The organism is Bradyrhizobium shewense (assembly GCF_900094605.1).
In the GTDB taxonomy this organism is placed as follows: Bacteria; Pseudomonadota; Alphaproteobacteria; order Rhizobiales; family Xanthobacteraceae; genus Bradyrhizobium; species Bradyrhizobium shewense.
Genome location: NZ_FMAI01000019.1, coordinates 1 through 18,255, shown reverse-complemented (window position 1 = coordinate 18,255; position 18,255 = coordinate 1). Strand labels below are relative to the sequence as shown.

The following is an 18,255-nucleotide window of genomic DNA, read 5'->3' as shown; positions in this document are numbered from 1 at the left end:
CCCTCCGGCAACCCGGATAGACCCGCAAATCGGCCGAATTTCTCGCGATTTCGCCCCTTGCTTAACCATCCGGCCGGCGCCGGATCAGGAATTTCTGCATCCCCTCCAGCACCAGCTCCTTGCGCTGGTTGAACACGGTGCTGCGAAGCGTCACCGCGCCGGTGGTGCGGCCCGGCACCAGCTCGGTGACCTCGAGCGCGGGGTAGATGGTGTCATCGGCAAACACGGGTTTGAGGAACCGGCTCGATTGCTCGAGGAAGCCGACCAGGGAGTCCTCGACCAGGAATGGAAACAGGCCGGCGCCGGGCGCGGTGTGGATCAGCGTCTGGAAGCCGTGGGCGAGCAGATGCGGCATGCCGCGGCTGCGGCAATATTCCACGTCATAGTGCACGGGATGGGTGTCGCCGCTCGCGGTCTGGAACGCGGCGAATATCGCCGGGGTCTGGGTCCGGCTCGGCAGCACGAAGCGTTCGCCGATGACGAAATCCTCAAACCAGCGTTGCGTGGGGATCATGCGATGCTGGGAGGGGTCGAAGTCGGTCATGTCCCTGCTCTCTGTTCGTTGTCGGCCTATCGCTACCGCGACGCGAAGAGTGCGACAATCCGTTCAATTCGGCGGATGCGGGCTTGTCCGGCGCGGCCACGTCATTAAAACGACCGCAAGCGACACTACCTGCCGATTCCTGACGCTCTCTCCGCCGTCATTGCTTCGCTGCGCTCGCAAAGACGAATCCCTCACTCAGACTCGCTGCAATGCCCCTGTTCAAGAACCTCTCCGCCTATGACGATCGCTCCGCGCGCCTCGCCGGCATCGGACTGATGGTGCTGTCGATCTTCATGTTCTCGTTCGGCGATGCCATGGGCAAGTTCCTGGTCGGGACTTATTCGGTGGGGCAGCTCTTGTTCCTGCGCGCCTGCGCGGCGCTGCTGCTGCTCGCACCGCTGATCTGGCGGCAGCGTCACGATTTCGTCCGCCTCGAGCGGCCCCGGCTGCAGCTGTTTCGCGTCGTGCTGTCGACGCTCGAGGTCGCCGCCTTCTTCCTCGCCACCGTCTATCTGCCGCTCGCCGACGTCATCACCTATTATCTCGCCGGTCCCATCTTCGTCACCGCGATGTCGGCGATCTTCCTAGGCGAGAAGGTCGGCTGGCGGCGCTGGACGGCGATCCTGATCGGTTTCTGCGGCGTGCTGATCGCGCTGCGGCCGTCGGCGCAGACCGTCAGCCTGCCGGCGCTGATCGCGCTCGGCGGCAGCCTGTCGTTTGCGACCTTGATGCTGATCACGCGCAGCCTGCGCAAGACGCCCGACATCGTGATGGCATCCTCGCAATTCGTCGGCACGTTTTCGCTGGGCGCGGTGCTGTCGGCGTTTCATTGGGTGCCGCCGACGCCGGGCAGCCTCGTGATCTTCGCGCTGGCGGGATGCGTCTCGGTCACCGCGCTGTTCTGCGTCAATCGCTCGCTCAAGCTGGCGCCGGCCAGCGTCGTGGTGCCCTACCAATATTCGATGATCGTCTGGGCCGTGATCTTCGGCTTCGTCGTGTTCGGCGACGTCCCGTCAATGGCCACGCTCGTCGGTGCCGCGATCATCATCGGGGCGGGGTTCTATATTTATCTGCGCGAGCGCGATCTGGGGCGCGAGAGTGCCGAGGTAAATCCACCAGTGTAGCCAAGGCCACGCTGTCGTCCCGGACAAGCGCGCCTCAGGCGCGCGCAGATCCGGGACCTCCGCGCGAGCGCTTGCGCTCGTCGCGATACCCACAGGAAGTCGTTTTGCGAAGACTCGGAGTGGGAGTGTTGCCCCACACTCCTCCCTGTGGTTATGGGTCCCCGCCTTCGCGGGGACGACAGCGGAGATTGTCGCGGCGCCTTCGCCCCTACCTCATCCGCCGCGCACTGCTCCAGCTCTTCAACGACGCCCACACGCCGCGCGACAGGCGGAAGCAGTCGACCGGCGTGGACGAGCCCAGCGCGAGGAAGCGGTGCAGCTGCACGCCGCTCCACTGGAAGCCGCACTTCTCCAGCACGTTGCGCGAGGCCGGATTGGTGACGCGCGCGCCGGCATAGAGGTGCTCGTCCTCGAACTCCTCGAAGAAGAAGTCGATCGCGCCGCGCGCGGCCTCGGTGGCAAAGCCCTGGCCCCAGTGCTCGACGCCGAGCCAATAGCCGAGCTCGGCATTGTCGGGCGTGGAGCAGTCGATGCCGACCATGCCGACCGGCCCGGTATCGTGCTCGATCAGGAACACGGTCTCGCTGCCGAGCGCGGCGGTGGCGCGGACGAAGGCGACGGCGTCGTCCTGCGAATAGGGGTGTGGGAGGCGGCGAGTGTTTTCGGCGACGCGGCGGTCATTGGCGAGCTGGGCGATGGTTCTGACATCGGCGAGGGTCGGCCGCCGCAAGGTCAGCCGTTCGGTGGCGACGACACCAGGTCTCGCCTCAGCCAAGGTCGCGCTCGAGAAATCCTGCAACATGTCCGGCTCCGTGAAAGTCACTAAGTCAAAGTGAGCAAGTCAAAAGAAAAGGGGAGGCCGGTTTCCCGCCTCCCCCTTGGAGCCTTCGATCTCTTGCGATCTCTGGACTCCGCCGGTTTGGTAGGACCGGCGGACTCCAATTTGATCCACCGTCTATTCAGCCGCCTCTGCGAGCGGGAGCACCGATACGAAGGTGCGGCCGTTGGCTTTGGCCTGGAACGTGACGCGACCCTCGATCTTGGCGAACAGAGTGTGGTCCGTGCCCATGCCGACATTAAGGCCCGGGTGCCAGGTGGTGCCGCGCTGACGCGCAATGATGTTGCCGGGAATCACAACTTCCCCGCCGAACGCCTTGATGCCGAGGCGCTTACCCTTGGAATCGCGACCGTTGCGCGATGAACCGCCTGCTTTTTTGTGAGCCATGGCTCGTCTCCGAAATCCTGCGTATTTCTAGATCAATTCCTTGACGGAATCATTTCAAAATTTTTCACGCATCAATTCGTGAATTGGCGTGATCGATTTTGCGTTACTCGGCGGCTTCCGCTGCCGGCTCCTTCGCCACCTTCTCCCGCTTCGGGCGCGGGCCCTTGGTGGGCTTGGCGCCATCCGTCAGGATCTCGGAGATGCGGAGCACCGTGATCTCGTCGCGATAGCCGCGCTTGCGGCGCGAATTCTTGCGGCGGCGCTTCTTGAACGCGATGACCTTGGGGCCGCGCTTGTGGTCTAGCACCTCGACCGCAACGGACGCACCTGCGACCGTCGGAATACCCAGCACCGGCGTGTCGCCGCCGACCACCAGAACTTCATTCAGCTGAATGATCGAGCCGACTTCGCCTTCGATCTTGCCTACTTCGAGAACATCATCCGGCACGACGCGGTATTGCTTGCCGCCGGTTTTGATGACTGCGAACATCGTTTTTTTCTCCGTGTTCAATCCCGGCCTCGCGACGGATATCGTCGGGGTCGGCTTTTTGTCAGTCGCTATGGGTTTATGCGAGTTTTGTGCGGGCGGGAGTTATCCCTTTGAAAACCCACGCAAAAACAAGCGGCGCGAGAAACGCCCCGCGCCGGTTGGGGGAGTTATAGCCGCCATCCGCCGCAAGTCAAGGAAAACCGCGGAAAAAGGCCCGGATTTGAAGGCCTTGGACCTCTTCCGGTGTCTGGTCGAATCTGCGGGATAGCATTGCAACCAACGGGTTCCCTTGCCGTTGTCCTCGCAAATCGACATGCGGGCAAGGGCTTACCATGGCAACGGACGAACTGGTCAAGGCGACGGGCATCGCCCATCACGGCGCGGAGCGGCTGCCGTCGGTGGAGATCGACAGTTTCAACATCGAGATGAAGGACGAGGACGGCTTTCTCGGTGATCGCGCCAGCAAGGGCGCGTTCCGCGAGATCCTCGATCGCTGGCGCAAGCCGCTGCGCAAGAGCGGCGAGGACCCGTTCGGCAAGGAGCCGTCTGAGAACATCAGCAAGAAGACGCTGGATGACATTCTCGTTGGCGACGACGTCGAGGCCTCCGCGGTGGTGCACAGCGCGATCGAGGATTTCGCCCAGGAGCTCGCCTATGTCACCCGCCGTTTCCTCAAGACCAAGGCCTGGGCCAAGACCGAGCGCATCGTGGTCGGCGGCGGCTTCCGCGATTCCCGGCTGGGCGAGCTCGCGATCGCGCGCACCGAGATCATCCTCAAATCCGAGGACTTCAAGATCGACATGATGCCGATCCGCCATCACCCCGACGAGGCCGGCCTGGTCGGCGCGCTGCATCTGGCGCCGTCCTGGATCTTCGAGGCCCATGACAGCATTTTGGCCGTCGACATCGGCGGCACCAATATCCGCTGCGGCCTGGTCGAGACCAACTGGAAAAAGGCCAAGGATCTGTCGAAGGCCAAGGTCGTGAAATCCGAGCTGTGGCGCCATGCCGACGACGAGCCGACGCGCGAAGGTGCGGTCAAGCGGCTCACCAAGATGCTGAAGGGGCTGATCACGGAAGCCGAGAACGAAGGCTTCAAGCTCGCGCCTTTCATCGGCATCGCCTGTCCCGGCGTGATCAATGCCGACGGCTCGATCGAGAAGGGTGCGCAGAACCTGCCGGGCAATTGGGAGAGCAGCAAGTTCAACCTGCCGGCGAGCCTGATCGAGGGCATCCCCGAGATCGGCGAGCACGACACCGCGATCCTGATGCACAATGACGGCGTGGTTCAGGGCCTCTCCGAGGTGCCGTTCATGCAGGACGTCGAGCGCTGGGGCGTGCTCACCATCGGCACAGGCCTCGGCAATGCCCGCTTCACCAACCGCCGCAAGGAGAGCGCCAAGGACCGGGACACTACGGAGAACGGCAAGAAAAAGGCCAAGGAAAACAACAAGCAAAACAACAAGGACAGCGCCAAAAGCGACTAGCTGCGCGTTTTCAAGCGAAGTGGACACCGGTTCGCGTCAAGAAAACGCGCAAAACGAGGAAACTGGAGCCCCGTTCCGATGTCATCGGAACGGAAGCGGGCTCCAGAGTAACCTTGACTGGTTAGGTTAAGGACCGGATTGCGTTGCGGCGCCGAGGCCGCACGCTAGGGTCGAATCGTCGCCTCACCTGGCCGGCGAAGCCGCCCTTCCCAGCCAGTATTGCAATGAGCGGCAAGGGACCGCCAGTGTTTACCGCGTCTGGCGGTCCCACCCCGTTTTTCCGATCGGTGATTCGGACCGCTCCAGCCCCCTTCAGTCCTTGCGGACGCCACCTTCGGGGGAGCGGCATCTCTCGCAAATCCTTCAAACCGCCCCTGAAATCCGCCGCGAGCGGCATCTTCGCCGTCACAGCGCCTCGCCAGCTCCGAAAACCGGTCTGATTTTCGCCGCGCGCGCCTTGTCTGGCCCGCCATCCTCGCCTATTAACGCCCCCAACCACAGGGGCCCTGCTCCTACCATGGCGCCTTCAGGAGAGGTGGCAGAGTGGTTGAATGCACCGCACTCGAAATGCGGCATAGGTGCAAGCCTATCGGGGGTTCGAATCCCTCCCTCTCCGCCATTGGTTGTAGTTTTGAGAAATTCCCCGTAAAGTAAGTCTACGCTTGCGCACCGCTCGGAACGATTTAGTTCCCGCGCCAGTACTATGACGCATGTGCCTCGCCTAAGCCACTGGGAGGGTGGCTTCGCATCAGGGCGAGTAGAGCTCAATTGCGAGGTGCGCTAAGTACGCAAGTTGGGATAGGGCGCCGATTCGGCGCTTTCGGGGAGCTTAACAGTGCGAAGTTCAAATGCAGCGCGGGCAACGAATGTCGTCCCACTCCGCCCGCGAGCCAATCCTGAGATTACCATCGAGTGTGCAGACAACCTTACGTTTATGCGTAAGCTTCCCAACGAGAGCATCCACCTGATCATCACGTCACCGCCCTACAACATCGGAAAGGAGTATGAAAAGCGGACGACAAACGAGATCTACATCGAACAACAAGCCGCGACGATCGCCGAGGCAGTTCGCCTGCTCCATCCCCGCGGTTCGATTTGCTGGCAAGTCGGAAACGGCATTGAGGAGGGCGAGGTCTTTCCTCTCGATATCCTTCTCTACCCAAAGTTCAAAGATCACGGTCTGAAACTCAGAAACAGAATTGTTTGGACATTCGGGCATGGGTTGCATTGCCAAAAAAGACTGTCTGGACGCCACGAAACCATTTTGTGGTTCACTAAAGACGCTGTTGAATCGTTGATCGAAGCAAGCCTCACCTCTATCGAGGTCGCAAAAGGACAAAAGGATAGTGAGGCCGCCTTGAAGGCTCTGTCGGAAGCCAATTCAAAGTTGGTTTCGGTTGATCTCACGAGAGCTGGCGTCGGCACTTATGTTGGAATCAGAAAACAGCTAGAGGCGATCGAATCCCTCGCTGGTAAACTCAAAGCCAAGCTCACCGACCTCGAATCCGGCGGCGGTTGATGCCAGGCAACGACCTAGCTGAATTGCTCATTGAGTTCGATCCGGTGCGCGTGAGCGGGCGCATCAGTCGGACCGGTCCGGATGTCGACTCCCCGATTTGGGAGAGGCTCCGCGCGCACTTCTCCTCAGCTAGTGATGTTAAGTTTATGGGGAGCACGGCCGATATGCCGTGGCCTCGGGTGCTTGAAGCGATCCGAGAGTTCGGGGGGCGTTCGGTCCAACAGTCGTTAAATTTTCGGTTTCGGCCGACAGGTGAGGCTGTTGCCCGGGTGGCAACCTTCGTTCGAGAATTGAAGGAAGCCAGGCAAAAGAGGAACCAACTTGTACTCGAAATCACGCCTGAGGAAATTGAAAGAAGGCTTATCGAGAAAGGCTTCACGAAGCGCAAACTGAAGTCTTTCCAGCTTAGAGATATTGCCCACTTGGCCTCGCTTTCGCACGGAGCGAACTTTTCCGTCCCAGGTGCTGGAAAAACAACGGTAGCCTTCGCTCTTCATCTTCTCGTGGCACGTGAGAACGAGCATTTGCTCGTCATCTGCCCGAAGGCCGCGTTTCCGGCATGGCGCCTTATCGTAAGCGAATGCATGGCGAGCGATGCTCCGAACAATGGAGCTGAAGATTTTGTGGTGCTCGATGGCCGTGAGGAAGAAACGGACCGCCTGTTGCGGAGCGGGGCGCGGCGCCTAACTCTGCAGACGCAGCCGGTCGATCCGCGCGATCTCCTGCGCGGCGACTATGTCGTGCTCCGCTACGACATCTCGCAAGTGCCGGCCGGCGCGCTCGCCGGCAAGCCGGCCGACGCGCGTAATCCGATCGTGTTCGTCAAGCTCGCGCCCAATGCCAACGGCCTTTACGCGGCGGTCTCGGTGCACGCCGAGCCCGTGCCGGTCACGGCTCCCGACGTGCTGATCCGCGGCCGCGTCGCCAATTACGGTGGCGCCTGCGGCTCGGGCCGGCACACCTTCTGCGACAATCTGCCGATCAAATACGGCCTCGAAAGCTACTTCGTCCCCGAAGGCGAGGGCAAGAAGCTCGAGCAGGCCCGCAACCAGCAAAAAATCCGGGTCGTCGCCGCCGTGCTCCCCTCAGGCCGCGCCGCCATCAAGCGGCTGCTGCTCGACGGCGAGCCGGTCTATGAGGAGCCGTTGTATTAAAGCGCGGCCGGTGCCTTCAGCGCCCGCCGCAGCACGTCCCACACGCGGGGATCGTGCATCTGCGCCACGTTGAAGCGCATGAAGTGCTGTGAAGTCTGCGACACGCTGAACACGTTGCCCGGCGCGAGCACGACATCCTGCTCCAGCGCGGCGCGCGCGACCTGCGCGGCGTCCTGTCCGCCCGTGAGCCGGCACCAGAGGAAGAATCCGCCGCGCGGCATCAGCCATGGCTCCAGCCCCAACGCCTGAAGTTTTCGCGCGACGTCGCGGCGCGTGCGCGTGAGCTTTTGCCTGAGCTCGTCCATGTGCTTGCGATAGCTGCCGCCGGCCAGCACCTTTGTGATGATCTCGGTCGCGGCCGGGCTCGGGCCGCCAAAGCTGGTTGCAACCTGGAGGTCGACGAGATGCTCGATCCAGTCGGCCCGCGCGGCGATATAGCCGCAACGCACTGAGGCCGACAGCGTCTTGGAGAAGCTGCCGATGCGGATCACGCGGGTGAGCCCGTCGAGCGCGGCCAGGCGCGGCGAGCGCTCCGGCTCGAAATCGCCGAAAATGTCGTCCTCGATGATGGTGAGGTCGTGCGCTGCGGCCGCGGTCAGCAGCCGGTGCGCGGTCGCGAGCGACATCGTCGCGCCGGTCGGATTGTGCAGCGCTGAATTGGTGATGTAGAGCCGGGGCCGTTCGGCGCCGAGGATCTGCTCGAAGCGGGTGACATCAGGGCCCGACGGCGTGTAGGGCACGCCGATGATCCTGGCCTGATGCGCCCGCAGCAGCGCGCGGAAATTGAAATAGCAGGGATCGTCGACCAGCACCGTGTCGCCGGGACGGAGCAGGAAGCGGCAGACGAGGTCGGCGCCTTGCGTGCCCGAGCCCGTCAGCATGAGCTGATCGACGGACGCAGGAATCGAATCCTCGGCGAGGCGCGCGAGCAGCAGCCGGCGCAGCGCCAATCCGCCGCGCGTGCTGCCATAGTCCGTCAAGAGATCCGCATCGGTCCGCGCAAGGGCACGGACGGCGCGGCGCAAGGCAGCTTCCGGCATCCACTCCGCCGGCAGCCAGCCGCAGCCGGGCTTCGGCACCGCGGCGTCGGCATCGAGCGATTGCCTGGAGACCCAGAACGGATCGACCTCCCGGTCGCGCCGCGGCCCGGCTTCGGCCAACGCAAGCGGCGGCATGATGGTCGGCGAGACATAGAATCCGGAGCCGCGACGGGCGCGGATCAGGCCTTCGGCCGCGAGGCGATCATAGGCTTCGACGACGGTCGACGGCGACACACCCATCGTGGCGGCCAGGCTGCGGACCGATGGCAGGCGGTCGCCGGCACTGAGCGCGCGGCCGGCGATCTTGGCGCGGATCGCGCTCATCACATCAATCGTCCGCGTGCCGCCGCGTCCCTTCGATGGCGCTCCGATGTCCAAGGTGTATCACCTTCCATACCAATACAGATTTGCCGGATTGTACTGGATTGTGACTGGCCGTGCCACCGCCGACGGCCGAGTATCGCGATACTCGAAAGGCGGAACGGACATGCAATCTGCGGGGAGCGGCTGGGGCAACGGCCTGCTCGGCGTCATCATCTTCAGCGGCTCGCTGCCGGCGACGCGCGTCGCGGTCGGCGGCTTCTCCGCGCTGTTCCTGACATCGGCCCGCGCGGTCATCGCGGCGCTGATCGGTGTGGCCGTGCTCGGCGTGCTGCGGCAGGCCCGGCCGCAGCGAGCGGATCTCGCCTCTCTCACCATCGTCGCCATCGGCGTCGTGGTCGGCTTCCCGCTGCTGACGGCGCTCGCGCTCCAGCACATCACCTCGGCCCGTTCGATTGTCTTCATCGGCTTGTTGCCGCTCTCGACCGCGGTCTTCGCCGTGCTGCGTGGCGGCGAGCGGCCGCAATCCTTGTTCTGGCTGTTCGCGATCCTCGGCAGCGCCACGGTAGCCGGCTTTGCCTTGTCGAACGGCGGTTCGGCCTCGCTCACCGGCGATCTCTTGATGGTGGCCGCGATCGTGCTGTGCGGCCTCGGCTATGCCGAAGGTGCCGCATTGTCGCGCCGGCTTGGCGGCTGGCAGGTGATCTCCTGGACGCTCCTGCTCGCGCTGCCGCTGATGGTGCCGGTCGCGGTTCTGTCCTGGCCGGCGAGCTGGAGCGGCGTCAGCGTGCCCGCCTGGATCGGGCTCGCTTACGTCTCGATTTTCAGCATGTTCGTCGGCTTCATCTTCTGGTACCGCGGCCTTGCGATCGGCGGCATCGCGCGTGTCGGCCAGTTGCAGCAGCTCCAGCCGTTCTTCGGTCTCACGCTCGCCGGCGTGCTGCTGCACGAGCCCGTCGCCTGGAGCATGATCGTCGCGACCGCGCTCGTGGTCGCCTGCGTGTTCTTCGCGCGCCGGTTTGCGTGAGGCTTGTGCCTCACGCCTGCCCCATCACCGTCTTCGTCAGCGCGCCCTTTGCAAACTTCTTCAGCGGCATCGGCTTGCCGAACAGGAAGCCCTGCACGAGATCGAAGCCGAGCTCGTTGGCGGCGACGAGGTCGGCGCGGCTTTCGACCCCCTGGGCCACGCTACGCGCGCCAAAGCCCTGCGCGAGCTCGACGATGTGACGGCACACCGTGCGCTTCAACCGGTCACTGCCGCTGCCGGTGACGAATTGCCGGTCGGCCTTCAGCTTCACGAAGGGAACTTTGTCCCGCTCCATCAGCGCCGGCCAGTTGGCGCCGAGATTGTCGATCGACAGGCCGATATTGTGTAGCCCGACCTCGCGCGCGACCTCGGTCAGGTGATCGAGATCGCGGATCGCCTCCTCGCTGTCGATCTCGACCGTCAGTCCGCCGAAGGCCGGATGCGTCGGCACGCGACGGCAGAGATCGCGCACCGCCTGCGGCTCCTTCAGATAAGACGCGGGCAGGTTGATCGAGAGATCGACCGGGGTCTGCTGCTCCAGCAGATAGTGCCAGTCCCGTATCGCGCGCTCGATCACGAATTCGGAGAGGTCACGCAGATGCGGATCTCGCTCTTCGGGAATGAAGTAAGCCGGCGGCACCACGCCCCAGGTCGGATGCCGCATCCGCACCAGCGCCTCGGCACCGCAGCGGATCAGCGTGCGCGCGTCGATCTTGGGCTGGTACCAGAGCTCGAGCCAGCCGGCATGCAGGGCCTCGCCGACATGCACGGCGGGACTGGGCGCCGGCTCTTCCGGCAGCAGCATGGCGATGCGCTCGCGCAGCGTTTCCGCCGCAAAGGGCGTGGTCAGCGGCGGCAGCATGGCAAGGCCATATTCCTCCCCGACCTGCCGCACGGCCTTGACGATGATCGACTCGCGGGCGCCGACGGCGAGAACCTTGCCGGCAAATGCCTCGCGCACCAATATTTCGAGGAATCTCCCCGGCTCGATGCCGTCGGCGGCGACGCCGAGCAGGATCAGGTCCGGCAATTCGGTGGCGAGCACGGTTTGCAGCTCGTCCGAACTGGCGCATTCGCTGGTGACGAAGCCGAGGTCCTCCAGCACCTCGCTGAGGAAGGCGCGCAGATGCCGCTTGCTATCGGCCACGCAGGCGCGCGGCGTTACCTTTCGTCGTCCGAAGGTCACAGGCCTTCGTCCGACGAGTTCAACCATCCCATCGTTCATCAACACCACTCCCGTTCCGTGACGGTTTCTTAAACGCCGAGCGTGGGTTCAAATAAGGAGAGCTTCACATCGTTCTTGAATTATTTGAGTAACGTTAAACCCTGCAATTCGAGCTAATTTGTCGACAGACTCTTCGCAAAGAGTTCGCATACCCGAGCACCACGCGCGCAAGGACTGCCAGCGCACGCGAAATGTCTCTCGCGCGATGAAAGCTGCGCCCTGCTCGCCGGTGGATCTAGGTGAGCGATGAAGATGTGTGTCCTTTCGAAGCAACGACGCGACCAGCGCAGATTAATTTCCGGCGTTTCTTCGGGGTGTGCGCCCGCTCGTGCGCGACGAAGACGGTGAACAGGACCGCATCGTCCGCGGTGGGAGGGCTGCGTTGCGGTGGTAGCTCTCCCCGATGACTTTGCGGTGCATCGGGAGCGAGCGACGGCGACGTTCGAAGGATTCGCCTTCGCGCGATGCGCGCAAGTTTCGCTTTCGCTCGTGACGGTTCTGCGACACCGCGTCCCGGCCCGCGGCTGCAAATGTGAAACACATCACACGTGCATTGCTGCACCTGCGCTATTGCTCGGCACAGCCGGTGGTGGGCTGTCGAGGATTACGACAATGACGATGCGGCGAATGATGTATTGGTGGTTCAGGGTCGTGATGTCAGGGCGATTTCTCGATCGCTTCCTGTGCCTGCCGCGTGCGCAATAGAGCATGATCCGGAAAAGCGTGCAGCGGTTCGCGCGATATCAGGTCTGCCCGATCAATTTGCGAAACGCCGCCGCGCCGTCCTGCACCACGTCACGGCCCTTCCAGGCCAGGTAGGTCAGCTTGCCGCCGAGCGTGTCGTGGCTGCGCAGCCGGCGCGAGCCGAGAATGTGGCCGACATTGGACGGGAAGCGGCTCACCTCGGCGGACACCAGCGCCGCGATCGCATCCATCAATTGCTGGAGCCGAATTCCCCATTCACAACCCTCGATGCCGTCGATGCGCACCTTGAGTGCATATTCGGTGTCGTAGATCTCGGCGAGCAGGTCGCGGGCGACCAGCACCCGATTGTGCCGGAGTGCGATCCGAAGCGCGAGGCGCTTGTCGTCGAGCCGGTCGAGCACCATGGGAATGACGCAGGCATAGGGCGTCGCGGCGACATCGGTGACGCTCTTGCTCGCAGCGGCCTTGGTGGCGAGACGCGCCAATTGCCAGGGCATCGTCAGGCGCCTCGCCACCAGCGCCAGCGCGAAGGGCAGCGCATCGGGATGAGACTTCTTGAAGGCGTCGAGCTGCGCGGTGATCTGGGCAACCCGGCCGTCGTCGAATTTCGCGATCTTCTCAGGCAGCTTTTCGTTGAACTTCGGCAGCGCATCGCCCGCACGCAGCACGTGCTGCATCTTCCTGACGTCGTCGAAGGCGGTGCGTGAGGCGGTGTATTGCGCGAGCTTGCCGCGCGCGAATTCGGTGCTCTCCACTGATGCGAAGGTGCTCTCGAGCACTTTGACGACCTTGGTCTGGAAGGTCGAGGCGACCTTCAGGACTTCCTTCGGGTTGTTGGCGGCGACCTGGTCGTTGATCGCCTTGATGTAGTCGCGTGCCATGGTCGGCAGCAGGTCGCGGCAGATCCACTCCCAGATCGGGGTGAGGGTGTTGCGCGAGATCCGCCCCATATTGGCGTGCTCGGGCGCGCCGTCGATCAGGAGCAGTTCGAGCGGCGCGAAGAAATAGCGCGACGGGCTGGTGGCGCGCGCCTGGGTCGATCCGTCCTTGCGAAACTCGGCGCGCAAGCGCGATTGGATGTCGGACGAGCCGGGCATGTCGATGCCGCACAGCTCGAGCCGTTCGAGTTCGCTGAGCAGACAGCTGCGCGACAGAGGCGTTAGCCTCTGCAGGAATTCCGACAGCCGATCGATCTCGTTCATGGCACGCAATCTTTCGCAGCGTTTCCCGCGGGCGTGCGGGCCCAATGCGTGGAGGCATTTGCGCGCTCTCAACTTCCCCTCAGAGAAGCAAGTCGCCGTTAATTAATCCGTAAAAACCGGGGGGAGGCGTCGGAGCGAAGGCAGCGGTTAAGGACGATTTCGCCTGTCTGCCCAAGTTTTTGGCGAAAAACTCAACCCTGGCGTGGGCCGGCGCCGCCAAACGCAAGCACAAATTGTGCCGGCGCCACCACTTAAACGCAAAACCGACAAAATCACCGTAGTCTTACGGAGCAAAAAGTTAATCACAGACCGCCCCCGGTTCCGCTAAACGAGTGACATGGGGTCACAGAATGATACGGCCACCGATTCGCGGCCGTCGGAATGGTACGAAAGCAGCGCTGCTCCAACTGAAGAGCTCGATTTCGTCCGCCTGAGCGCCGCCCGGGCCAAGGCCGCCGACGAAATGGCCGCTGCCATCGCCCGCGAACTCAACGGCCCCCTGACTGCGCTGCTGCTCTACATGGGCGAGATCAAGCATCACAGCGACCAACTCGCGCCTGTGACCGGCGACCGCGCCTATTTGCAGCGGGTGGTCGAGAACGCGCTGGCACAAACCGAGCGCGTTTGCGGCCTGGTCAAGCAGCTTGCCGGTCCCCACAAGGGGGGCTTGTCGATCCCGTCCAGCGCCGAGGACGCGGAATCGAAGGCCGTCCGCGCCCAGCAGGCCCAGCGCGTGCCGAGCGCCGAACTCCTCAGCCTGTCGGGTCAGAAGCGGCTGACCAAGCGCGAGCGCGAGGTGCTGAGCCTGATCAGCGAAGGTTATTCGAACAAGCAGGGTGCGCTTCGAATGCAGATCAGCCCGCGCACGTTCGAGAGCCATCGCGCCGAGGCTATGCGCAAGCTCGGTGCGCGCAACACCGCGGATCTCGTCCGCGCGGCGCTGCTGCACTCGATCGACTGAGGCTGGTGTGTTGCATCGCCGGCGGGCGATGCGGACAAGGCCCCGAGAGATCTCCCGGGACGTCTTAAAAACCCGATCGCGCTCAGAAATAATCTTCGGCGAAGGGACGCGCGCGCGAGACGGGACGCAGCGGCTTGATCTCTTCCTTCGGTCCGTTCGGGATGATCGTGATGGTCCAGCGGGGCGGCATGCTCGATTCATGCTCCAGCACCGAACGCACGAAGCCGGTCACCGTGGACTCGCCAGCCCTCACCGTCGCCATGCGGCCGTTGAACTGTGCAATACGGAAGCGGCGAACCTCTTTCTGGTCCGCGGTCTCGTAGGTGAACATGGAAACCCTCCTGGTTTCCGGCGACTATCGCCACCTATGATTAGCCATCTCTAAAAATCCCAAGCCGTAGAAGTACGGCGGGTTTCGCGCGGTCTGGACTAGCCCTGCGGCTCCTGTGCGCGCGCGGCGGCATAGGCGGCGTCCATCAGGTCGAGGAGATCGCGGAATTCGCCATCGCCGAGCCTCTCTGCGGACTTCTCCAGTCGCAGCGCCAGCGCCGCGAGCCTGACATAGCCGAACGTCCCGGCCGCGCTCTTCAGCGAATGCGCTTCGCGCGCGATCCTGGCGTGGTGCTGCGCCAGCGAGAGCGTGCGGAACAATTGCAGACGCGCGGAGGTCTCGCTCCAGAATACATCGCGCACTTCGCAGGCACCGTCCTCTCCGATCTCGCGCACCAGTGCTTCGTAAGCGCGCGGCTCGCGCGCAGGCTCGGCATCGAGCGCCTTCTGCGCGGGCGCGACGGTGACTTCAAACATGGGCCTGCTGCCTTGATCACGGGTCATTTGTCGCGCGGCACGTCCCGGCGCGAGGGCTGCCCCGTGTCTACGGCATTCGAATTTCAGTTCCGGTAGCAGGACACTAGGTGTTTGAAGGCCGGCATTAGCAGGCAGTTTACCATGGGCGTGCGGCGGTCAGTGCGCGCCGAGCAGCCGGTCGTACTGGGCCTTCACGGTGGCGTAGCATTCGCACGCCGTCTGGCGCAGGCCGTCGAGGTTGGTGATCTGGATGTGCCCGCGGCTGTAATGGATGAAATTGGCCTGTTGCAGGGTGTTGGCGACCAGCGACACGCTGTTGCGCCGTGCCCCGATCATCTGCGCCATGGCCTCCTGGGTCAGCAGCAGCCGGTAGTCGCCCGAGAGGTCATGCGTGTGCAACAGGCAGCGCGACAGCCGCGACTCCACGGGATGGGCGGCATTGCAGCCTGCCGTCTGCTGGACCTGGGCGTAGACCGCGAGCCCGTGGCGCGTCAGCAACGTGCGCAGGGTGCTGCTCTGGTCGGCGGCGATCCGCAGCCGGTCGAGATCCATCACCGACGCGACGCCCGGAACCAGCACGATGGCGGTGTTCAGCGCGGACGCATCGCCCATGGTCGAGAGCGTCCCGAGCAGGCTGTCTCGGCCGATCATGGCGACTTGCACATGCTCGCCCTTGGCGAGCTTCACCACCAGCGAGATGACGCCGCGGTGGGGAAAATACGCGCGCGTCAGCGTCTCACCGGTCTCGACCAGTACCGCCTCATGGGGCAGGTCGACTGTTCGCAGGTGCGGGCGGATCGATTCATAGTCGTCTGCCGACAGTGCGGACAGGAAGCCGTTGGTTGAGCGCACCATCGTTTCCAAAAGCTGCCTCCCGTTCCCGCGCCATCGAATCGCGATAGACGAAATCACGCCCAGCACGCGTAAGTTCCATCATGTTCACGTCGGGATATATTGGCAATTGGGACAAGTTGTCCGACCACGGCAGCGGTCCTGCCACGCTGCGTGCACGCCGGCATACAGGTTGATTGCACCGAGCTGTCGTCACGGTACGGTTCCGACCAAGCGGAGGTGGTGGGCTTTCACGGCCGAATAGCAGTCGCAAGACGTCGTCTCGAGCGCCCGTAGATTGAGGATTTCAATCTGGCCACGGCTGTAGTGAATGATGCCGGCCCGCTGCAGCGCATGCGCGACCAACGAGACGGCATTGCGCCGTACGCCCAACATCTGCGCCAGCGCCTCCTGGGTCAGCGGCAGGATTTCACTGTCCGAGAGATCGCGGGCACGCAGGAGCCAGCGCGCGAGCCGCGCCTCGACCGGGTGTAGCGTATTGCAGAGCAGCGACTGCTGCGCATGCGCGAGCAAGGCTTGCTCATGACGGACCATCAGCTGGCGAAACGGCGCGCTTGCGGCAGCGACCGTACGGAAAGCTGCGATTTCCAGCACGGAAGCAGTCCCTGGGAACAGCACGACCGCGTCCGTCGGCGCGATGCCGCCGGCAAGCGCAGCGCCGCCACCGACGACACTGTCGCGGCCCAGCATCGCCACCTCGATCATCTGTCCCTCGGACAGGCCCACCGTGATCGAAACGGATCCGCTATGCGGGAAGTAGACGTATCTCAGCGCAGCACCCGCCTCGCCCAGGACAGATTTCCTGACCATTTCGACTGTCGCAAGATGCGGACGCAGCAGATCGAGATCTGCCGCGTCGAGCATTTGCAGCAATTGGTTGGACGGGCGGCCGCTCGCAATCATCGAAGGTCAATCCGGCGTGTTCGATGTACGATCGGTGTAAAGCCCGTTCGTCATCCAGTTGCGCGGTGACAAAAACATATTGTAAAGGTTGTGGCGCTGTCCATATACCCGTTAGAGGGCAGACAGGCTGCGGCATTTGCGGCGGAAATAAGAATGGCGCGCTGATTCGCTCATGAGCCTGTGCGCTGGTCCTGGAGGGGTTGCGCAGGAAAAAGCTGCAGAAGCATTGCATCCGCGCTGCGATCAGACGCCGGTCGACCCGTGCAGTCTCGTCCGTTGGACCAGCATTTACAGCCATCCAATATTGCCTTGAAACCTGGCGTCGCGTGGCCGCGGATTTCGCGTTCATCTTCCCCCGCGCCGCCAATGACATTCGCGACCATCCATTTTTCGACTGAAAGCAAAGGAGAACGGCGTGCCCCACGGTTCAATTATTGAATCGCCAAAACGGGAAGCTCAAATGGGGACGGAAGGTCTGCGCCATATTCTCGTTGTCGACGACGACCCGATGGTCTGCATGGCCATCGAGGTCTATCTCCAGCGCAACAATTTTCGGGTAACGATTGCCGAAGGAGGTGAAGCCGGACTGCGCGCGCTCGAACACCAGCAATTCGATCTGATGATCATCGATATCTTCATGCCGCACATGCGCGGGTTCGAATCGATCCGGCTCTTTCACGAGCGGGCGCCGGTCATTCCGCTGATCGCGATGTCCGGCTACGCCCTTGCAAATCTGAATTCGCCTGCACCCGATTTCCTCCGGATGGCGCTCGAGCTCGGTGCAGCACGCTGTCTGCGCAAGCCGTTCACGCCGCACGCGCTGCTCGCCGCCATCAACGATTGCCTGGCGGAGCATCGTCCCGACGGCGACATCGCCTCGGCCGCGCGATTGGGTTAGCGCGGCGCGGGCCGCCATGGCCACAGGGTAACCGTTCGTTTACCGCATCTGCGGACCACGCAGATCGCGCCGCCAACGCGAGCCGAGGGGCGCGACTGCGCTTCCGGTTGCGGACGGCGCGGTTCGATGTCCCGCAGGCCGCCCCTATCGTCCTTCACGAGCAGGATTTTCCGCCGCACTTCGCCCGCTGTTATCGGCCCGTTTACCTCACGCGTCTCCGCAGTTGCGGCGCGGAGCCGGTTTTGCCGCAAAGCGCAGCCGCATGCGGGCGAACCGCAAACTTCTCTTCAATATCCGTATTAGGACGGAGGATGAAATTAACGGGACTGTGAAAAGGGATGTCTAACGATCGAGCATAGGGCTTCCGTCCGTGCCAAAGGTGGCGCAGGCGCCGAAGTCCAGGGTCAGGTCAGTAAGGCGTAGCTCATGGATGATCTGTTGCGGGAGTTTTTGACGGAGACCAGCGAGAGCCTGGACACCGTCGACAACCAGTTGGTGAAGTTCGAACAGGAGCCGAACAACGCCAAGATCCTGGATAACATCTTCCGCCTGGTCCACACCATCAAGGGCACCTGCGGCTTCCTCGGATTGCCGCGGCTTGAAGCGCTGGCGCATGCCGGCGAGACGTTGATGGGCAAATTCCGTGACGGCATGCCGGTGACCGGGCAGGCGGTGACGGTGATCCTGTCCTCGATCGACCGCATCAAGGAAATCCTCGCAGGCCTCGAAGCCACCGAAGCCGAGCCGGAGGGGACCGACCGCGACCTCATC

Annotated in this window: 19 protein-coding genes, 1 tRNA gene and 1 pseudogene; 10 read left to right on the top strand and 11 right to left on the bottom strand. The window is 63.2% G+C overall.

The window, feature by feature from the left end:
* Positions 1-61: 61 nt before the first annotated feature.
* Positions 62-544: a MaoC family dehydratase gene (locus GA0061098_RS29705; RefSeq protein ID WP_091964909.1), complete on the bottom strand. Its 483-nt coding sequence runs from the start codon at positions 542-544 to the stop codon at positions 62-64.
* Between the two features lie 209 nt (positions 545-753).
* Here GA0061098_RS29705 and GA0061098_RS29700 point away from each other — a divergent pair, with 209 nt between their 5' ends.
* The gene (locus GA0061098_RS29700; RefSeq protein WP_091964908.1) at positions 754-1,668 is read left to right on the top strand and encodes a DMT family transporter; all 915 of its coding nucleotides are present in this window, start codon (positions 754-756) and stop codon (positions 1,666-1,668) included.
* A gap of 208 nt (positions 1,669-1,876) precedes the next feature.
* Here GA0061098_RS29700 and GA0061098_RS29695 read toward each other — a convergent pair whose 3' ends face one another.
* The 3 genes from GA0061098_RS29695 to rplU all read right to left on the bottom strand — a co-directional run bounded on the left by GA0061098_RS29695 (position 1,877) and on the right by rplU (position 3,383).
* Positions 1,877-2,470 carry a GNAT family N-acetyltransferase gene (locus GA0061098_RS29695; RefSeq protein WP_165637686.1) on the bottom strand — a complete coding sequence of 198 codons (594 nt, stop codon included), beginning with the start codon at positions 2,468-2,470 and terminating at the stop codon, positions 1,877-1,879.
* 153 nt (positions 2,471-2,623) lie between these two features.
* Complete coding sequence (rpmA, locus tag GA0061098_RS29690) at positions 2,624-2,893, bottom strand: 50S ribosomal protein L27 (RefSeq protein WP_008137923.1); 270 nt, start codon at positions 2,891-2,893, stop codon at positions 2,624-2,626.
* Positions 2,894-2,996: 103 nt separating this feature from the next.
* A complete protein-coding gene (gene rplU / locus GA0061098_RS29685; protein WP_028139187.1) occupies positions 2,997-3,383 on the bottom strand; it encodes a 50S ribosomal protein L21 in 387 nt (128 codons plus the stop codon).
* Here rplU and GA0061098_RS29680 point away from each other — a divergent pair.
* The 5 genes and pseudogenes from GA0061098_RS29680 to GA0061098_RS29660 form a co-directional block, all read left to right on the top strand.
* The gene (locus GA0061098_RS29680; RefSeq protein WP_091964904.1) at positions 3,370-3,651 is read left to right on the top strand and encodes a hypothetical protein; all 282 of its coding nucleotides are present in this window, start codon (positions 3,370-3,372) and stop codon (positions 3,649-3,651) included. The two genes, rplU and GA0061098_RS29680, sit on opposite strands and share 14 nt — an antisense overlap.
* A gap of 64 nt (positions 3,652-3,715) precedes the next feature.
* On the top strand, positions 3,716-4,870 hold the full coding sequence (locus GA0061098_RS29675) for an ROK family protein (protein WP_091964902.1): 1,155 nt from the start codon (positions 3,716-3,718) through the stop codon (positions 4,868-4,870).
* 529 nt (positions 4,871-5,399) lie between these two features.
* Positions 5,400-5,489 (top strand) — tRNA-Ser (locus GA0061098_RS29670).
* Positions 5,490-5,804: 315 nt separating this feature from the next.
* Positions 5,805-6,389: a DNA methyltransferase gene (locus GA0061098_RS29665; protein WP_091964900.1), complete on the top strand. Its 585-nt coding sequence runs from the start codon at positions 5,805-5,807 to the stop codon at positions 6,387-6,389.
* A 656-nt stretch (positions 6,390-7,045) separates the two neighbouring features.
* A pseudogene (locus GA0061098_RS29660) lies at positions 7,046-7,543 on the top strand (GDYXXLXY domain-containing protein); the annotation flags it as partial.
* On the opposite strand, the gene GA0061098_RS29655 reads toward GA0061098_RS29660, so the two are convergent.
* Complete coding sequence (locus tag GA0061098_RS29655; protein WP_430649281.1) at positions 7,540-8,907, bottom strand: aminotransferase-like domain-containing protein; 1,368 nt, start codon at positions 8,905-8,907, stop codon at positions 7,540-7,542. The pseudogene GA0061098_RS29660 and the gene GA0061098_RS29655 overlap by 4 nt on opposite strands.
* Before the next feature lie 163 nt (positions 8,908-9,070).
* Here GA0061098_RS29655 and GA0061098_RS29650 point away from each other — a divergent pair, with 163 nt between their 5' ends.
* Entirely contained in the window at positions 9,071-9,931 is an 861-nt protein-coding gene (locus tag GA0061098_RS29650; RefSeq protein ID WP_091964896.1) for a DMT family transporter, read from the top strand.
* 10 nt (positions 9,932-9,941) lie between these two features.
* Here GA0061098_RS29650 and GA0061098_RS29645 read toward each other — a convergent pair whose 3' ends face one another.
* Both GA0061098_RS29645 and GA0061098_RS29640 read right to left on the bottom strand, forming a co-directional pair.
* Complete coding sequence (locus GA0061098_RS29645) at positions 9,942-11,156, bottom strand: EAL domain-containing response regulator (protein ID WP_091964894.1); 1,215 nt, start codon at positions 11,154-11,156, stop codon at positions 9,942-9,944.
* Between the two features lie 743 nt (positions 11,157-11,899).
* Complete coding sequence (locus GA0061098_RS29640; protein ID WP_091964892.1) at positions 11,900-13,063, bottom strand: hypothetical protein; 1,164 nt, start codon at positions 13,061-13,063, stop codon at positions 11,900-11,902.
* A 337-nt stretch (positions 13,064-13,400) separates the two neighbouring features.
* On the opposite strand from GA0061098_RS29640, the gene GA0061098_RS29635 reads away from it, so the two are divergent.
* Positions 13,401-14,024 (top strand): helix-turn-helix domain-containing protein, encoded by a 624-nt coding sequence (locus GA0061098_RS29635; RefSeq protein WP_091964890.1) that lies wholly within the window; start codon positions 13,401-13,403, stop codon positions 14,022-14,024.
* An 82-nt stretch (positions 14,025-14,106) separates the two neighbouring features.
* Here the strand turns inward: GA0061098_RS29635 and GA0061098_RS29630 are convergent, their stop codons facing one another.
* From GA0061098_RS29630 to GA0061098_RS29615, 4 genes are all read right to left on the bottom strand, one after another.
* A complete protein-coding gene (locus GA0061098_RS29630; RefSeq protein ID WP_038949373.1) occupies positions 14,107-14,355 on the bottom strand; it encodes a hypothetical protein in 249 nt (82 codons plus the stop codon).
* A gap of 98 nt (positions 14,356-14,453) precedes the next feature.
* Entirely contained in the window at positions 14,454-14,831 is a 378-nt protein-coding gene (locus GA0061098_RS29625) for an Hpt domain-containing protein (protein WP_165637685.1), read from the bottom strand.
* Between the two features lie 156 nt (positions 14,832-14,987).
* Positions 14,988-15,686 (bottom strand): Crp/Fnr family transcriptional regulator, encoded by a 699-nt coding sequence (locus GA0061098_RS29620; protein WP_208610698.1) that lies wholly within the window; start codon positions 15,684-15,686, stop codon positions 14,988-14,990.
* A gap of 189 nt (positions 15,687-15,875) precedes the next feature.
* Positions 15,876-16,586 (bottom strand): Crp/Fnr family transcriptional regulator, encoded by a 711-nt coding sequence (locus GA0061098_RS29615; protein WP_091964884.1) that lies wholly within the window; start codon positions 16,584-16,586, stop codon positions 15,876-15,878.
* A 460-nt stretch (positions 16,587-17,046) separates the two neighbouring features.
* Between GA0061098_RS29615 and GA0061098_RS29610 the strand changes: the two genes are divergently transcribed.
* Both GA0061098_RS29610 and GA0061098_RS29605 read left to right on the top strand, forming a co-directional pair.
* The gene (locus GA0061098_RS29610; RefSeq protein WP_245323691.1) at positions 17,047-17,484 is read left to right on the top strand and encodes a response regulator; all 438 of its coding nucleotides are present in this window, start codon (positions 17,047-17,049) and stop codon (positions 17,482-17,484) included.
* A gap of 426 nt (positions 17,485-17,910) precedes the next feature.
* Positions 17,911-18,255: Hpt domain-containing protein (locus tag GA0061098_RS29605; protein ID WP_208610697.1), on the top strand; the 345-nt coding region annotated here is incomplete at its 3' end.

What these genes read in the sequence shown, in the direction of transcription:
- GA0061098_RS29700 (WP_091964908.1), top strand. Translation starts at nt 754, where the DNA reads ATGCCCCTGTTCAAGAACCTCTCCGCCTATGACGATCGCTCCGCGCGC.
- GA0061098_RS29610 (WP_245323691.1), top strand. Translation starts at nt 17,047, where the DNA reads ATGGGGACGGAAGGTCTGCGCCATATTCTCGTTGTCGACGACGACCCG.
- GA0061098_RS29655 (WP_430649281.1), bottom strand. Translation starts at nt 8,907, where the DNA reads ATGAGCGCGATCCGCGCCAAGATCGCCGGCCGCGCGCTCAGTGCCGGC.
- rplU (WP_028139187.1), bottom strand. Translation starts at nt 3,383, where the DNA reads ATGTTCGCAGTCATCAAAACCGGCGGCAAGCAATACCGCGTCGTGCCG.
- GA0061098_RS29635 (WP_091964890.1), top strand. Translation starts at nt 13,401, where the DNA reads ATGGGGTCACAGAATGATACGGCCACCGATTCGCGGCCGTCGGAATGG.
- GA0061098_RS29620 (WP_208610698.1), bottom strand. Translation starts at nt 15,686, where the DNA reads ATGGTGCGCTCAACCAACGGCTTCCTGTCCGCACTGTCGGCAGACGAC.
- GA0061098_RS29640 (WP_091964892.1), bottom strand. Translation starts at nt 13,063, where the DNA reads ATGAACGAGATCGATCGGCTGTCGGAATTCCTGCAGAGGCTAACGCCT.
- GA0061098_RS29625 (WP_165637685.1), bottom strand. Translation starts at nt 14,831, where the DNA reads ATGTTTGAAGTCACCGTCGCGCCCGCGCAGAAGGCGCTCGATGCCGAG.
- GA0061098_RS29645 (WP_091964894.1), bottom strand. Translation starts at nt 11,156, where the DNA reads ATGAACGATGGGATGGTTGAACTCGTCGGACGAAGGCCTGTGACCTTC.
- GA0061098_RS29680 (WP_091964904.1), top strand. Translation starts at nt 3,370, where the DNA reads ATGACTGCGAACATCGTTTTTTTCTCCGTGTTCAATCCCGGCCTCGCG.
- GA0061098_RS29615 (WP_091964884.1), bottom strand. Translation starts at nt 16,586, where the DNA reads ATGATTGCGAGCGGCCGCCCGTCCAACCAATTGCTGCAAATGCTCGAC.
- GA0061098_RS29705 (WP_091964909.1), bottom strand. Translation starts at nt 544, where the DNA reads ATGACCGACTTCGACCCCTCCCAGCATCGCATGATCCCCACGCAACGC.
- GA0061098_RS29695 (WP_165637686.1), bottom strand. Translation starts at nt 2,470, where the DNA reads ATGTTGCAGGATTTCTCGAGCGCGACCTTGGCTGAGGCGAGACCTGGT.
- GA0061098_RS29630 (WP_038949373.1), bottom strand. Translation starts at nt 14,355, where the DNA reads ATGTTCACCTACGAGACCGCGGACCAGAAAGAGGTTCGCCGCTTCCGT.
- rpmA (WP_008137923.1), bottom strand. Translation starts at nt 2,893, where the DNA reads ATGGCTCACAAAAAAGCAGGCGGTTCATCGCGCAACGGTCGCGATTCC.
- GA0061098_RS29675 (WP_091964902.1), top strand. Translation starts at nt 3,716, where the DNA reads ATGGCAACGGACGAACTGGTCAAGGCGACGGGCATCGCCCATCACGGC.
- GA0061098_RS29650 (WP_091964896.1), top strand. Translation starts at nt 9,071, where the DNA reads ATGCAATCTGCGGGGAGCGGCTGGGGCAACGGCCTGCTCGGCGTCATC.
- GA0061098_RS29665 (WP_091964900.1), top strand. Translation starts at nt 5,805, where the DNA reads ATGCGTAAGCTTCCCAACGAGAGCATCCACCTGATCATCACGTCACCG.